The 13,958-nt window shown below is 44.1% G+C and carries 13 protein-coding genes; 4 read left to right on the forward strand and 9 right to left on the reverse strand.

The annotated features are described in order from the left end of the window. The first annotated feature begins 14 nt into the window (after window positions 1-14). From msrC to NIE88_RS03695, 3 genes are all read left to right on the forward strand, one after another. Entirely contained in the window at window positions 15-464 is a 450-nt protein-coding gene (msrC, locus tag NIE88_RS03685) for a free L-methionine (R)-S-oxide reductase MsrC (protein WP_253058932.1), read from the forward strand. Window positions 465-729: 265 nt separating this feature from the next. Then, window positions 730-1,332 (forward strand): 30S ribosomal protein S4, encoded by a 603-nt coding sequence (gene rpsD, locus NIE88_RS03690; protein WP_253058942.1) that lies wholly within the window; start codon window positions 730-732, stop codon window positions 1,330-1,332. A 220-nt stretch (window positions 1,333-1,552) separates the two neighbouring features. Further along, complete coding sequence (locus NIE88_RS03695; RefSeq protein ID WP_253058944.1) at window positions 1,553-4,165, forward strand: transglycosylase domain-containing protein; 2,613 nt, start codon at window positions 1,553-1,555, stop codon at window positions 4,163-4,165. Between the two features lie 130 nt (window positions 4,166-4,295). Here NIE88_RS03695 and ccpA read toward each other — a convergent pair whose 3' ends face one another. The 8 genes from ccpA to NIE88_RS03735 all read right to left on the reverse strand — a co-directional run bounded on the left by ccpA (window position 4,296) and on the right by NIE88_RS03735 (window position 12,494). Then, on the reverse strand, window positions 4,296-5,294 hold the full coding sequence (gene ccpA / locus NIE88_RS03700; RefSeq protein WP_253058946.1) for a catabolite control protein A: 999 nt from the start codon (window positions 5,292-5,294) through the stop codon (window positions 4,296-4,298). A gap of 251 nt (window positions 5,295-5,545) precedes the next feature. Then, window positions 5,546-5,833, reverse strand: coding sequence for a YtxH domain-containing protein (locus NIE88_RS03705; RefSeq protein WP_253058948.1), 288 nt, complete (start codon window positions 5,831-5,833; stop codon window positions 5,546-5,548). A gap of 18 nt (window positions 5,834-5,851) precedes the next feature. Beyond that, window positions 5,852-6,277 (reverse strand): DUF948 domain-containing protein, encoded by a 426-nt coding sequence (locus NIE88_RS03710; RefSeq protein ID WP_253058957.1) that lies wholly within the window; start codon window positions 6,275-6,277, stop codon window positions 5,852-5,854. A gap of 156 nt (window positions 6,278-6,433) precedes the next feature. After that, entirely contained in the window at window positions 6,434-7,741 is a 1,308-nt protein-coding gene (gene murC, locus NIE88_RS03715) for a UDP-N-acetylmuramate--L-alanine ligase (protein WP_253058960.1), read from the reverse strand. 296 nt (window positions 7,742-8,037) lie between these two features. Next, complete coding sequence (locus tag NIE88_RS03720) at window positions 8,038-10,326, reverse strand: DNA translocase FtsK (protein WP_253058962.1); 2,289 nt, start codon at window positions 10,324-10,326, stop codon at window positions 8,038-8,040. 36 nt (window positions 10,327-10,362) lie between these two features. Then, a complete protein-coding gene (gene ytpR / locus NIE88_RS03725) occupies window positions 10,363-10,986 on the reverse strand; it encodes a YtpR family tRNA-binding protein (RefSeq protein ID WP_253058964.1) in 624 nt (207 codons plus the stop codon). 64 nt (window positions 10,987-11,050) lie between these two features. Then, window positions 11,051-11,866 carry a DUF1444 family protein gene (locus NIE88_RS03730; protein ID WP_253058966.1) on the reverse strand — a complete coding sequence of 272 codons (816 nt, stop codon included), beginning with the start codon at window positions 11,864-11,866 and terminating at the stop codon, window positions 11,051-11,053. Between the two features lie 106 nt (window positions 11,867-11,972). Next, window positions 11,973-12,494, reverse strand: a complete 522-nt coding sequence (locus NIE88_RS03735; protein WP_253058976.1) for a DUF84 family protein — start codon at window positions 12,492-12,494, stop codon at window positions 11,973-11,975. A 232-nt stretch (window positions 12,495-12,726) separates the two neighbouring features. Between NIE88_RS03735 and NIE88_RS03740 the strand changes: the two genes are divergently transcribed. Further along, complete coding sequence (locus tag NIE88_RS03740; RefSeq protein ID WP_253058978.1) at window positions 12,727-13,050, forward strand: hypothetical protein; 324 nt, start codon at window positions 12,727-12,729, stop codon at window positions 13,048-13,050. A gap of 40 nt (window positions 13,051-13,090) precedes the next feature. On the opposite strand, the gene trmB is transcribed toward NIE88_RS03740, so the two are convergent. After that, window positions 13,091-13,732 (reverse strand): tRNA (guanosine(46)-N7)-methyltransferase TrmB, encoded by a 642-nt coding sequence (gene trmB / locus NIE88_RS03745; RefSeq protein WP_253058980.1) that lies wholly within the window; start codon window positions 13,730-13,732, stop codon window positions 13,091-13,093. Window positions 13,733-13,958: the final 226 nt, after the last annotated feature.

Consider the following 13,958-nt stretch of genomic DNA (forward strand, 5'->3'; position numbering starts at 1 on the left):
CGGGGTGAAAAGAAATGAATTCTGTCAATATAACAAGAATTCAAGTGCTTGAATCACTAATTAAGGATGAATCAAACCAAATAGCGAATCTGGCGAATGCTTCAGCGTGGCTGAACGAATGCCTCGATACAATAAATTGGGTCGGCTTCTATCTTATTGAGGACAATGAACTTGTGCTCGGCCCATTTCAAGGGAAGACCGCCTGTGTGCGCATTGCCATGGGAAAAGGGGTGTGCGGAACGGCTGCTCAAGAACGAGAAATTCTTCGCATACCTGATGTCCATGAATTTCCTGGCCACATTGCCTGTGATGCGGCATCACGCTCAGAGATTGTGATTCCACTAATCAAAGATGGTGAACTGCTCGGCGTACTTGATATTGATAGTCCGGTTTGCGACCGTTTTTCCGAAGACGACCAGCAATTTCTTGAGGCGTATGCGGAAACCTTAGTCGCCTATTTATAAGCTTGACAAATTATGATCGAAAAAGGTATAATTGCCTTCGTGTAAAATGAGGCAGCACCGTATGGGTCTAAAGCCTTTCTATTTTGTTCCTCTTGTTAAAGAGAGGTGTACTGCGTAACCTAGACTGCCTGGGCGAAGGTGCAAGATAGCAAAATATCTTTAGAGCGCATGCGGAGGTGTCATTTTATACCGACCAGAGAATGCTGCGAACGGATGATCCGTCTCATAGCACTCTCGAATAAAATGACGAAGGAGGAGTCATTCAATGGCTCGCTATACTGGTCCGGTTTGGAAAAAATCACGTCGCTTGGGTATTTCGCTCAGCGGCACAGGTAAAGAACTTGAAAGGCGCCCATATGCTCCGGGACAACATGGTCCTACTCAACGTATTAAGTTGTCTGAATATGGCCGTCAGCAGCAAGAAAAACAGAAGTTGCGTTTCATGTATGGAATTAACGAACGTCAATTCCGCCGCATTTTTGACGATGCTTCAAAAATGAAAGGTGTTCACGGTGAAAACTTCATGGTTCTGCTTGAATCCCGTCTCGATAACCTTGTTTATCGTCTGGGTCTCGCAAGAACACGCAGACAGTCACGTCAGCTTGTAAACCACGGACACATCACTGTTAACGGTAAACGCGTTGATATTCCGTCTTACCGTGTAAAACCCGGCGAAACAATTGGCGTTCGCGAAAAATCGCGCAACCTCGTAATTATCAAAGATGCTCTGGAAACGAATAACTTTGTTCCTGAATATCTGACCTTTGACGAAAAGACTCTGGAAGGCACCTATACACGTCTTCCGGAACGTTCAGAGCTTCCTGCTGAAATTACAGAAGCAATGATCGTCGAATTCTATTCAAAATAATCGATTTTGTTGTGAAAAAGCTTTCCGTTTCGACGGAAAGCTTTTTTATTTTACAAAACGAAAGGCAAAAGAAGGTTCAGGATTGGCAGAAACCATTTGTTCGCTTTTTTCTTTTCAACCTTTGTTATTTACGCTAATATATAAGAAGCTTTAATTAAATTTTTCAGAATGTTACATCCTAATAAGGACTAAATTCTAAAATTTTAGAGGAGATTTGCGAATGCATGCCCTATTAAAAAGCTTTTCAGGTTTTTTCGACCGTTTGGCGGAAAAATGGGCTTCAAGCTCAATCATCCAAACCATTCAATCCATAACCGGTATTCTTTGGAACTCGCTGCTGCTTACAGTATCCATTGCCGTTATCGGATTATTTTTTGCAGCGGGCACTGTTTCAGGCTATTTCGCCGCACTTGTACGCGATCAGCCGGTTCTCAGCTATAAGACGTTAAAACAAGATATCAGCAATTATTCTGAGAGCAGTGTCAGTTATTTTGCGGGAAACATTCCAATCGGTAAAATGAACAGCGATCTCGTACGAACAAAAACAAAGTTAAGCAATATGTCGCCCTATTTGATTCATGCTGTGATTGCAACGGAAGACGAACTTTTCTATCAGCATCATGGCGTTGTCCCCAAGGCTGTTCTTCGTGCCAGTACCGAGGAATTGCTCAATAAGCCGCAGGTAACCGGAGGCAGTTCAATCACTCAGCAGCTCGTAAAAAACCAAATACTGACTAATGAAGTGTCTCTTGATCGCAAGTTTAAAGAAATATTGCTCGCGCTGCGACTCGAACGCTTCTTCACGAAGGACGAAATTCTTGAATCTTACCTCAATATGGCCTCGTTTGGGCGTGACGCTTCAGGTAAAAATGTTGCCGGCGCGTCAACTGCAGCCGAAGGTATTTTCGGAGTCAAGCCCAATAAACTATCGCTTCCTCAAGCAGCGTTTATCGCCGGCTTGCCAAAAAATCCATTTACATACTCCCCATTTCAAAACCACGGCGGATTAAAAAAAGATCTTTCTGCCGGAATCAATCGCGCGCATACGGTACTGCACCGTATGTACACCGCCGGTTACATCAGTAAGAAACAAATGGACGAGGCGCTGACGTACGATTACAAGAAACATTTCACAAAAGCTGGTAAATCAATTAACAGCGACTATCCATATTTGTCAAAGGAAGTACAGAACCGTTCGAGTACCATTCTGGCAAAGCTGATGGCACAAAAGCAGGGCTACAGCAGTGACACGCTTTATGATGATTATACGAACTACAAAAAAGTGGTTTATGAGCATCGCGAAGTGTATCCAAAGCAAAGTCTGGAACAAATTGCAAAAATGCATAAATATAACTATGCTTCAATAAAAAGACATTATTCATTATTTACGGAATTTACGAAGAACGCATCGCTTGATTTAGAAAACGGCGGATACCGCATTTATACAACCATTAGCAAACCAATCTATGATGATATGGAATCATTTGCCCGAAATTATTCGGGCTACAGTCCCGATCAGTATGCGCGAAACAAAAACGGTCAAATAATAGAGGTGAAAAACAAGAACGGAAAAATGGAAAAAGTCATCGATCCAATGCAGGTCGGCTCTGTTCTTATTGATAACAAAACGGGGCAGATCGTCAGCTTTGTCGGTGGCCGCGGCTTTGACAGTTCACAGTGGAATTATGCCACTGAGGTAACTCGGCAGAATGGCTCAACAATGAAGCCTCTGCTCGTTTACGCACCGGCAATGGAGCTCGGCCTGATCCAGCCGGGTTCAATCGTTCCAGATCTACCATACAAGCGTGTGGTCAACGGCAAAACTTACTCGCCTACCAATTATGCCTCAACCTCGTCGAGCTCGATCTTTCATGGGTTTGAGACTGCTCGTGCTGCTCTGGCGGCTTCGCACAATCTGCCTGCTATCAGTGTCTTTACTCGATTAAGCATGGCTACAAACAAGGCACCGGACTATCTGGAGAAGATGGGCATCACTTCGCTGGTAGGGTCAGACGGCCATAACGTTTCGGCAGCGCTCGGTGGTATTACAAAGGGCATAACGATAGAGGAAAACACGAATGCGTATACAACATTCGCGAACAATGGAAAATTTATTGACGCTTATATGATTGATAAAATTACAGACAGCAGCGGAAAAGTTATTTATCAGCATGAAACGAAGCCGGTAAAGGTATTCTCAAAACAAACGAATTATCTCATGCTTGACATGATGCGCGATGTCTTCAAATACGGAACAGGTGCTTCTCTGCCTCGTATGCTCAATTTCTCTGCGGATTGGGCCGGAAAAACCGGAACATCTCAAGATTGGCGTGACGGTTGGCTTGTCGCATCCAATCCAAATATTACTATGGGGGTTTGGATCGGCTATGCCCATAATCAACAGCTTAACCGAAATGCCTATTCAAACCAAAGTAAGCAGCTTTTCGCCGGATTTGCCAATAGTGCGTATCATGTAGATCCGGATTTAATGGCCCCTAAGGAGCGGTTTAAGCAGCCCCAGGGCGTAAAAAAGGAAACCTTCTGTGGGCTGACAGATGGCAAAACGACCACATATTGCAGAGCCGCAGGCTTTGAGGTTAATGATTTAATTAATGAAAAATACACACCAACAGAAGCAATTGAAGCACTCGAACCCTTCAACCAGACGCAGCAGCAGGATAATCAATCGGTTACCGATCAAGATCAGAACGGTGAAAATCAGCAACAGGATAACGGTCTTTTTAGAATTAAACCAGATTTCTTTAACTCACATTTCCCATATACAGATCTGAATGCGGCCAAACCGGAAATACTCGGTAAAATCCGTCCATAAAACGATTATGTTTTTTGCGGAATATATTTTTGAAATTCATATTGATGATTAAAGTAACAAATTAAAAGTCCCCCGTTATTAAGGCAATTCAGCCTTAAGCGGGGGACTTGCTTATTCTCTGTTTCTTTTTTTACTTTGTCGATGTTCTTACATCAATTCGGTGGGGAAGAACAACCGTAATTGATTCAACTTTTTCATTATTCATTAATTTAGTCAGTAAGCGCATAGCAACAGCACCAACATCGTAGGTTGGTTCAGCAATGCTGGTCAGTGTCGGGCGTACCATTTGGACAAGGCGTGTATTTTCACTGCTGACAACCTCGATGTCCTCCGGAACCCTCAGTCCTTCATCCTGAATCTCATGAATCGCTCCGATCGCCATTTCGTCAGAATCGACGAAAATCGCCGTTGGTTTGATTTCTTGACTCAGAAATTGCGCTGTTGCTTCCTTTCCGGACTCATAAGTATAATCTCCTTCAATTACGAGCGATTCTTCAAACGGAATATGTTGCGCTTCAAGGGCGGCCTTATAGCCGTTCAGCTTATATTTACCATTAATCGGGACATCCACCGGTCCGTTAATAAAGCCGATACGCTGATTGCCCGACTCAATCAATTTTGAAATGACTTCAAACACAGCTTGTTCATAATCAATATTTACCGAGGGAATTTCATGCTGCTCGTCCACAGTCGACGCCAGAACGACGGGTACATTAGACTGCTTGAATTCTTCAATATGCTCCAGGTCAATTTTGCCGCCCATAAAAACGATCCCGTCAACCTGCTTGCCAAGAAGTGTTTGAATGAGATGAATTTCCTTGTCCTTATTTTGATCCGAGTTGCACAAGATAATATTGTACTTGTACATTGTTGCAATATCTTCAATACCCCGCGCAAGCTCGGAAAAATAAACACTGGAAATATCAGGAATAATTACACCCACTGTCGTTGTCTTTTTGCTCGCGAGTCCACGGGCGACGGCATTCGGACGATATCCCAATCTTTTTATCGCTTCGGAAACCTTTTTTCTTGTTGTTGGTTTCACATTTGGGTTGCCGTTCACTACTCGGGAAACAGTAGCCATCGACACACCAGCTTCTCTGGCTACATCATAAATCGTTGCGCTCAATGCTCATTCCTCCTCAAAATCATCCAATTTTTCTATAGTCAGCTTGAACTCCGGTTCACGCTCTATACCGTTTTCATTTTATCGTAACCAAAATACGCATCAATGAGCTATTGATGCCTATTCCAATATTATCAAAATTTTACCTATTTCGCTATATTTTCTTGTTCAAGCTGCGAAAAAGCGGAGATTTCTGCAGTTATTGTCTCATTACTGGCGATGAGCACAGAACAATACGTAGGCCGCATAGCGAATCAGTAATCCTTCGGTATCGGAATCATTTGTTCCTTCTCTTCTTTTTTTTCACTTTTTGCAGTCGAAATTTTATGAGTCAAATCAATCGACTTGCGCCTTGCTGTTTGAAGCAGTTCGGCACTTTTGCCTTTCAGCACGATGCTCTCATGCTGCAGCTGACGCACGACTTTTTTCCCGGAAGGCGCTGCTAACAGATAAATGACGAATCCGCTGAGCACGCCTCCGGCGACAAGACCGGAGAAAAAAGCGATGCCTTTTCCGGAATTGCCAACTCCGCCCTGTCCCATTGAAAAGCCCCCTAGATTTTAGTCTTGATTCGACTTACGAGCGTTCTGCCAACGATGAATTAAATCCATCACTGCTTTGCTCCACTGCATGGTTTGTGCAATTTTACCCGAATTTTCAAAGCCCTTGCTTTCAATGCTGGCCGTTACACGTTTAACCGACGTATTAATCGTACCCAGAGATTCGCCAAACCCTTCAATTGCATCGAAGACGCTGTTCAGGCTCTTGGATTTTCTCTGAAGATCAACCGCGAGCAGGTTCGTCCGATGCAAGAGTTCTGTCGTCTCATCGTTTAAACCCTTCACCTGCACTTGAACATCTTCAAGCGTTGATGCAACGTCTTCCATCGTTTTCTGCGCAGCACGCAATGTTTGTGACAGGAAATAAACAAGAACGGCAAATGCTATGGCAATAACCGCAACTGCTAAATACAGGATAATGATCAACGTACATCCTCCCTTTCAATCGATTCCGTATTAGTTTGATGAATCCTCGCATTTCTATACGTGTGCGTGATCGAAATCACGAATTACTTGTCCACTCTCCTATCTTACCATTTAAAAATCGGTAAAAAAAGGCAGAAAGCATTCGCTGAAAAGGAGTTACAAGGTTTCTTTATAAGCATTCTGATATTTTTGAATATCACCGGCACCCATAAACAGCAAGACACTGTGTTGGTAATGCTTCAAATCTTCGATGTTGCTGTTATGCAAAATGTGAGCTCCTTCAATACGATCCTGAAGATCATGAATGGATGTTTTTCCGCTCTTCTCTCGTGCGGAGCCAAAAATATCACAAAGATAAACTTCATCAGCTGTTGCCAAAGACGCTGCAAATTCATCCATAAACGTCATCGTTCTGGAATACGTATGCGGTTGAAAAATAGCCACCAGCTTGCGATCCGGATACTTTTCACGTGCCGCTTCGATCGTCACACGGATTTCAGTCGGATGGTGTGCATAATCGTCAATCAATACTTGATCATCTTGCTTGAGCTTTGTTTCTGAGAATCTGCGTTTGACACCATGAAATTGAGCAAGACGTTCCTTCACGAGTTCAATCGGCACATTCATATAATTGCAGAACGAAATAACACCAAGTGCGTTGAGCACATTATGATTACCATAACCGGTGATTTTGAAATGCCCATAGAGATCATTGCGTACATAGACATCAAATTCAGTTCCTGAGTCATCAGGAAGGAAGGCCACATTTCTTGCCTGAAAATCATTTTCTTCGTTAAATCCGTAATAAATAATCGGCACATTTGATTTAATCATTTGCAGCTGTTCATTATCGCCACAGGCAAAAACTGCCTTATTCACCTTAAGTGCCAGTTCCTGAAAAGCGCTGACGACATCTTCCAAATCCTTGTAATAATCCGAGTGGTCAAATTCAATATTGGTAATCAAACAATAATCCGGATTTGAATGAAGAAAATGCCGTTTGTACTCACAAGATTCCCAAATAAAATATTTAGCCTTTTCATTGCCTGCACCGGTGCCGTCGCCAATCAAGTATGCTGTCGGCGCAAATGCTTCAAAGACAAAAGAAAGCAGGCCTGTCGTTGACGTTTTGCCATGTGTTCCGGTAACCGCAACACTCGTGTACTTCTTTGCCAAGTCTCCTAAAAAATCATAATACCGATACACGGGTACACCAATTTCTTTAGCCTTAACGATTTCTTCATGCTGATCCGGAAATGCGTTTCCAGCGATCACTACTTCGTCAGAAGAGATATTCTTTTCCGTAAAGGGCAATATCTTTATTTTTTTATCCTCAAGTGCCTTCTGTGTAAAAAAGCGCTTATCATAATCCGATCCCTGCACTTCATGATGCAGACCTTGAAGAATCTGGGCAAGTGCGCTCATTCCTGTACCCTTTATGCCAACAAAATGGTATTTCGTCATACAATGACCTCCATAAATTGCTTCTTGCATGACTAAATCGCTGCAATATGAATAGTATACTCAATTATTGACTATCCTGTGTGCTGCAGATTTGTCATTATCAATAAAAACAGAAACCGATCGACAAATGCGGACGTGCAATCATTCTTCTTCAAAGGTGAAAGCACAAAATTCGGGCGTGATTCAGGCTTTCAAAATGAATGCCCATCATGCCCGACACTTATTTTAACCTTTATTTAATCTATTGTAAAAGTATATTTTATTTTTCCAGGTACACCAGCTAAATGCTGGCTCACTCAGAACTGTTCCAGCTCGTTTTCAGATAAACGTTCTTTCAGTTTCTCCTTAGAAACCAGTACCTGACGCGGCTTGCTGCCATTATTCGCAGAAATAATGCTGCGCATTTCCAATTCATCGACAAGACGAGCTGCACGATTGTATCCGACTCGAAAATGGCGTTGAATGGCAGACACTGAAGCCTGCCCTTGACTTACAACAAACTCAGCAGCCTCACTAAGTAGTTCATCTTCCTGTTCGGATCGCTCATAATCAGTCCGAACCGTCTCCGGTGAAAAGAGATAGCCCGGTTTGGGATCATTTTGGAATGCATGAGTTACCCGGTTGATTTCTTCGTCAGATACATAACAAGCCTGAAGCCTGCGCAAGCTTCTGGATCCATTTTCCGCGAACAGCAGATCCCCGCGACCCAGTAATCGTTCGGCACCGCCGCAATCCAAAATGGTTCTGGAATCCGTTTGAGAAGAGACACTGAAAGCGATTCGGGTTGGGATATTGGATTTGATTAATCCGGTAATGACATCTACCGACGGCCTCTGAGTAGCGACAAGCAAATGAATTCCTGCTGCTCTCGCTTTTTGAGCAATTCGGCAAACCGACTCTTCGACGTCTTGCGGGGCCACCATCATCAAATCAGCAAGTTCATCAATAATAATCACTATGTAGGGAAGCTTCTCGCCGCTTGCATCTCCTGAGTGAACCTTTCGATTATAGCCGTCCATGTCGCGCACCGCATTGTCAGCAAATAAACGATATCTTTGCTCCATTTCTTCCACAGCCCATTTGAGTGCCGCGGCCGCTTCTTTCGGTTCTGTAATCACAGGCGCTGCTAAATGCGGTATTTCTTGATACGGAGCCAACTCTACGACCTTCGGATCGATCAGCAAAAAGCGAAGCTCCTCAGGCGATGTCCGGTAAATTAAGCTTAAGATCAAGGAATGAATACAGACACTTTTTCCCGATCCCGTGGCCCCGGCAATTAAACCGTGCGGCATCTTCGCCAGATCTGTAAACACCTGATTCCCGGAAACATCCTGACCGAGTGCCGCTGTCAGAGGCGCCCGGCTCTTTATATATTCCGTAGATGCAAGCAGTTCTTTGAGCAATACCGGCCTACGCACCTTATTCGGTATTTCAATCCCCACCGCACTCGTCCCGGGAACCGGCGCAATACGGATCTGTCTTGCAGCAAGACTCAATTTGATATCTTCATTTAAACTGAGCACTTTGTTAATTTTCACGCCCGGATGCAGATGTAGGTCAAATCGGGTCACACTCGGGCCTTGAACATAACCAATGACATCAGCATCGACATGGAAGTTTTCTAATGTCTCAACAAGTGTCTCTTTTTTATCCGAAATCCATGAATCGCTGTCTTTCTCTGACTGCTCTGAATCATTAAGCAACTTGAGCGGCAGCTGCAATTCACCTGCCCTCCGCGGCTCGGCAGTGGGATCAGAAGCTGTAGCTTGTTTCGGTTTGCGATCCGAATGAAACATCAGAACATTGAACGGAATTTTTGACTGTGCTTCGTGACGATGCGGCGAACGCGGCAGACGGCTGCTCACCCGAAGTATCTCATGGTGATTTTGTTTCGGTTCCGTTTTGCCATTTTCTTGGGATGAACGGCGTTCTTTTTCTGCGTCATCTTCAAAAGATCTTGATTCATTAATGCGGCCTGTCTCCATTTGTTCTGAGTGAACGGCTTTTTTTGACAAGGTATGTGCTTCATGACCAACCGTTTTTTGATGAACAGGCATTTTCTCGTTAGCATCATCGTGACATGCCTCTTTTTTTCTGCTCACGGCCGGTTGATCGGTAATTTGCCGATCCAGCACCGGGGGATCCGCAGAATGAGGCAATTCAGTCGGACGCAATTGTTCATCTTTTTTCCGATCATGTATCTGCCGTTTTTCCTGTTCTTCTTTATCGTTGTTTAGATAAAAAGACGGATCGGGTTTCTTCGATTTGATTGTTTCTGAGGGCCGATGGTAGCCGAAAACAGGGGAGGGCACCTTGGTTAGGCGAAATGGCGCTTTCTTCCTCAAATGCGCTGCGTGCTGCTCCTGATCAGGAATAAATTCATTTGCATTTTTATTCTTCACCGATTTTCTCTCAGCCTGCGTGCTATGCTCAGGATACTTGGCAAGCATCTTTACTTCAACATGCCTGTTGGTATCTTTGAAACGCCCGACTGGAGCCGCAGCAGACGGATCCCCTTGCTCGCTGCCCTGAATTTGTGCATCGTCATCCAAACGAAACAATCGCTGCCACCAATGTTCAACCATTTTTCATTCACCTCCCCTTCGCACAATACTTCTGTATTAAACGCGCATGTTCTTTGCCACGAAAGCATAAAAATCTTGTCCTATTTGAATGGACGAATCAAGCACTAATATTCCTCTCTTTTGCGGCGCATTCGGAAGCGCCAATTCACGAGCAGAACAGATCATTCCGTCAGAGACCACTCCTCGAAGCACCGTAGGCCTTATAATCGTTCCGTTCGGCATTAGCGCCCCCAGCCTGGCGACAACCACCTTCTGACCTTGGTTGATATTAGGTGCACCACAGACAATCTGCAGTATCTCATCTCCGCATTCCACCTGACACACATGCATATGATCCGAATTCGGATGCTCCTTTAAATGGCGGACATACCCGGTCACAATCAATGGTTTGGCTGCTTTCGGAAGCGAAAAATCTATTTTCTCATCAGCCAGTTTCTGATTCAGTAGCTCGATGAGTTCGGTATCTGCATTGAGCAATCCGGTCTGTTGGTTTTTTAAGAACTGTGAGGCATGAGAAATATTGAATCCGAGCGTCTCATTCGTGGTTCCATCGAAAATTCGCGTCACCTTTCCTTTCGTTTCGCTTTTTTCTTTCTCTCCGTCTTTCAAGTAAATGATTAAAATATCGCCAATCCCCTGACGATTATAGTAAAGAATCATTCATTCAATCCCCTTCCGGCCCATTATGTTGCCGCACACCTGTTATGCGTGCACTGTTTTTCCCTTACTTCTTCGGCTTGCCTGTCATCGGTCGTTTATTCGCCATGATGAAAATCGGCTCAAGTGCGCCCTTATCATCAAAAATGAACGGCAGCATCGTGATTCTCAGACTGCCTGCTGTATAAAATTTCATGGTCATCTGTGCGAGAATATCATAGCCTTCAGGATTAACAATATCGCCGAAGATCAGTACATCCTGATGAGGCACAGCAACAGTCAGATCGCCCTTCGCCTTGGTACGCATTGTTCCAATCAGCTTCCGGTTCAAAATCCTGCTGGCTTCATAGCCGTCATTCATCGAGACAAAATAAAACGTATTGTGTCGGACAACATCCTTTTTAAATGTTGTCGGAAGCGCACTCAAATTGAACATGGCAAGTTCCATGATCGCTTGTTTATCCATGCCTTCCTGAGCAAGAAACGGCTCATCGATAAGTCGGCATGCATGGCCAAGATCCAGCGCGTAAAAAATCTTTGTTTCAGCCGTATGCTCTTTCGAAATCAGCAAATGACCGTCACGTGTACGCTCCGGAAAAGACACGGAACGAATGACCGGAAAAATTTGATTTTCTTTCCCTTTTAAATGGGGTGAGGCAGCCATCGCTTTAAGCCCACGATCAATAGCGATCAAAGTCTGATCAAGCGCGTCACGACCACCTTCCTGAATGCGTTGCTGCAGCTCAGCAATCGACAAGGTAACTCCCTTGCCACTTTCTGTTTGATCAATGCGCAGCGTTTCTTTCTTATGATCAAAACGAATCGTTCGGTCTCCTGTATTTAATCTTTGCTCCAGAATTTTTATCAGCTCGGCGCGATCCATAGTTATCAGCCCCTTATCAATCATTCACTCGTCAACTAAGGGTAACATCTGTCATCAAATAACATGCTCTTAGTTTAGCATAGACCGGATACATGGTGGTAGACAGTCAGTTCTTGCAATGCGCATACATGCCTTCAATGAGTTTTAAAATATGTAAAAACATCTCGGTGCGCGTGATGCGTCCTTCCGTTAAAATGCCGATTGTGCCTCCATGAGTGCTCACGTCCTTTTGATCGGCATATGCATCAGCAATGTCGCCAAGTTCGTTGCCGGAACGAATACCTTCCGCAAGCACTTCCGGGAGAAGAATTCGAGCCCCGCCTGCGCTGATCACCCGACCGTCACGATTCGCCCCTGCTGCCCAGTTGCATAAGTACATCTCGCCCCCGATATCCGACACTCCGCCTTCCATTCCGATACCAAAGTTGATTTCGGGGTTTTGGCCCAACACGGCCTTCGCACGATTGATCGCTCCCTGCCTTGTTTCAAGATCAGACATCGGCATTGCGGAAACACCTGATGGAACATCAAAACTGCGGACTTCTGCATCGATCGATCCTTCTTGAAGTAATTGCCTGACTGCATCGATCTTCGCTGGGTTCTTGGTTCCAACGCCAATAATGATCATGAACATCCCTTCTTTCTGATTCATTTCATGTGATTGATTCTAACGAGTTATATTACCACTAAAGATTCGCCGAACATCTTTCCCTTTTCTTAATCTTTACGTTTATCCTTGGTATAATCGCTTGAATTCATTATACTTAGTAAGAAAGAGAAATCTGGATACAGGAAATTCCATACAGCCCGGACAAAGCTGCCTGGTACTGCCCTGTAGGAAAGGATGCGGAGAAATCATTATGAGCAGGCGCTTTACAATAGCTCTTGTGGTTGGCGCAATCGCCGGCTATTTCGCCGGAGTTGCCAACTGCCGTCTTACAAGTGAAAAAAAAGCTTTAAGTTCGGAACATATACTGGAACGGGTCAAGTCTGCAGTAAATGACCAGTTGCCGATCGAAGGTGCCTGGATCTATCTTTCCCCGCATATCTGGTCAAGAGACAGCTTGAATTATATGGTCTATAAAGGCGGCCTGATCTCAAGTGACCGAGGAATCAACCGCCATTTCGATTTCATTGCTGATGCGCACAGCGGAACGATTCTTGAATTGACCGCGCAGCACTGACAAACCGGACCTCACTGCCTTTGATGCACAGTGAGGTTTATTATTCGCTGGAAATGGCTTCACAGCGATAAATTCGTTGACCCTTTTCAGAAAATTTTTCTTCATATTCAGTAACTACATTATTCTGCATCCCTGAATGGTGCAGATCGAGACTAATATTCTGAAGGACAAAACCATACTTAGAGAAGCTCTCAAGCGAATATTCGAATAATCCCTGATTATCTGTTTTAAAGTTCAAGATGCCGCCCTTTTTTAATACATATTCATATTGAGCAAGAAAAGCAGAATAGGTCAGCCTTCTTTTTTCATGGCGTTTTTTCGGCCACGGATCGCAAAAATTCAGGTAAAGCGCGTCTACTTCATCTTCGGCAAAGAACTCAGTTAAACCTCTTGCATCCTCGTTAATCAATCGTACGTTTTTAAGGTTTTCATCCAAACAATGATCAAGAGCAGTGACGATTACGCTCTCGTGCAGTTCTATGCCGATGAAATTAATTGTTGGGTATTTTTTGGCCATTCCCGTAATGAAACTGCCTTTTCCAGATCCTATTTCTACGTGAAGCGGCGCGTCTCTCTTAAATAAATCACGCCATTCGCCGCTATACTCTTTAGGCGATTGAATCACAATATCCGAATGCTGATCAAGTTTTCCTTTTGCCCAAGGTTTATGGCGTACTCTCATGAATAACTCTCCCTTATTTTCACTTGAAACTCTAATTAGAATACCGCTTGACGGCTCACGGCAAATTATTGTATTGTTTTTCTCCTATTTTACCATGGCGGGAACCTGATTCCACATTGGACTGCTTCGATCAAATGCTCTTATCCACAACAAAGTGCATCCTCCCGCCTTTTCAGGAAGATGCTTCATACGATTTTTTCAGTGCATCAGATCATCCGAGCGTATA

This window comes from Sporolactobacillus shoreicorticis (assembly GCF_024125445.1).
Classification (GTDB): domain Bacteria; phylum Bacillota; class Bacilli; order Bacillales; family Sporolactobacillaceae; genus Sporolactobacillus; species Sporolactobacillus shoreicorticis.

What these genes read in the sequence shown, in the direction of transcription:
- msrC (WP_253058932.1), top strand. Translation starts at nt 15, where the DNA reads ATGAATTCTGTCAATATAACAAGAATTCAAGTGCTTGAATCACTAATT.
- rpsD (WP_253058942.1), top strand. Translation starts at nt 730, where the DNA reads ATGGCTCGCTATACTGGTCCGGTTTGGAAAAAATCACGTCGCTTGGGT.
- NIE88_RS03695 (WP_253058944.1), top strand. Translation starts at nt 1,553, where the DNA reads ATGCATGCCCTATTAAAAAGCTTTTCAGGTTTTTTCGACCGTTTGGCG.
- NIE88_RS03705 (WP_253058948.1), bottom strand. Translation starts at nt 5,833, where the DNA reads ATGGGACAGGGCGGAGTTGGCAATTCCGGAAAAGGCATCGCTTTTTTC.
- murC (WP_253058960.1), bottom strand. Translation starts at nt 7,741, where the DNA reads ATGACGAAATACCATTTTGTTGGCATAAAGGGTACAGGAATGAGCGCA.
- NIE88_RS03720 (WP_253058962.1), bottom strand. Translation starts at nt 10,326, where the DNA reads ATGGTTGAACATTGGTGGCAGCGATTGTTTCGTTTGGATGACGATGCA.
- ytpR (WP_253058964.1), bottom strand. Translation starts at nt 10,986, where the DNA reads ATGATTCTTTACTATAATCGTCAGGGGATTGGCGATATTTTAATCATT.
- NIE88_RS03730 (WP_253058966.1), bottom strand. Translation starts at nt 11,866, where the DNA reads ATGGATCGCGCCGAGCTGATAAAAATTCTGGAGCAAAGATTAAATACA.
- NIE88_RS03735 (WP_253058976.1), bottom strand. Translation starts at nt 12,494, where the DNA reads ATGATCATTATTGGCGTTGGAACCAAGAACCCAGCGAAGATCGATGCA.
- NIE88_RS03740 (WP_253058978.1), top strand. Translation starts at nt 12,727, where the DNA reads ATGAGCAGGCGCTTTACAATAGCTCTTGTGGTTGGCGCAATCGCCGGC.
- trmB (WP_253058980.1), bottom strand. Translation starts at nt 13,732, where the DNA reads ATGAGAGTACGCCATAAACCTTGGGCAAAAGGAAAACTTGATCAGCAT.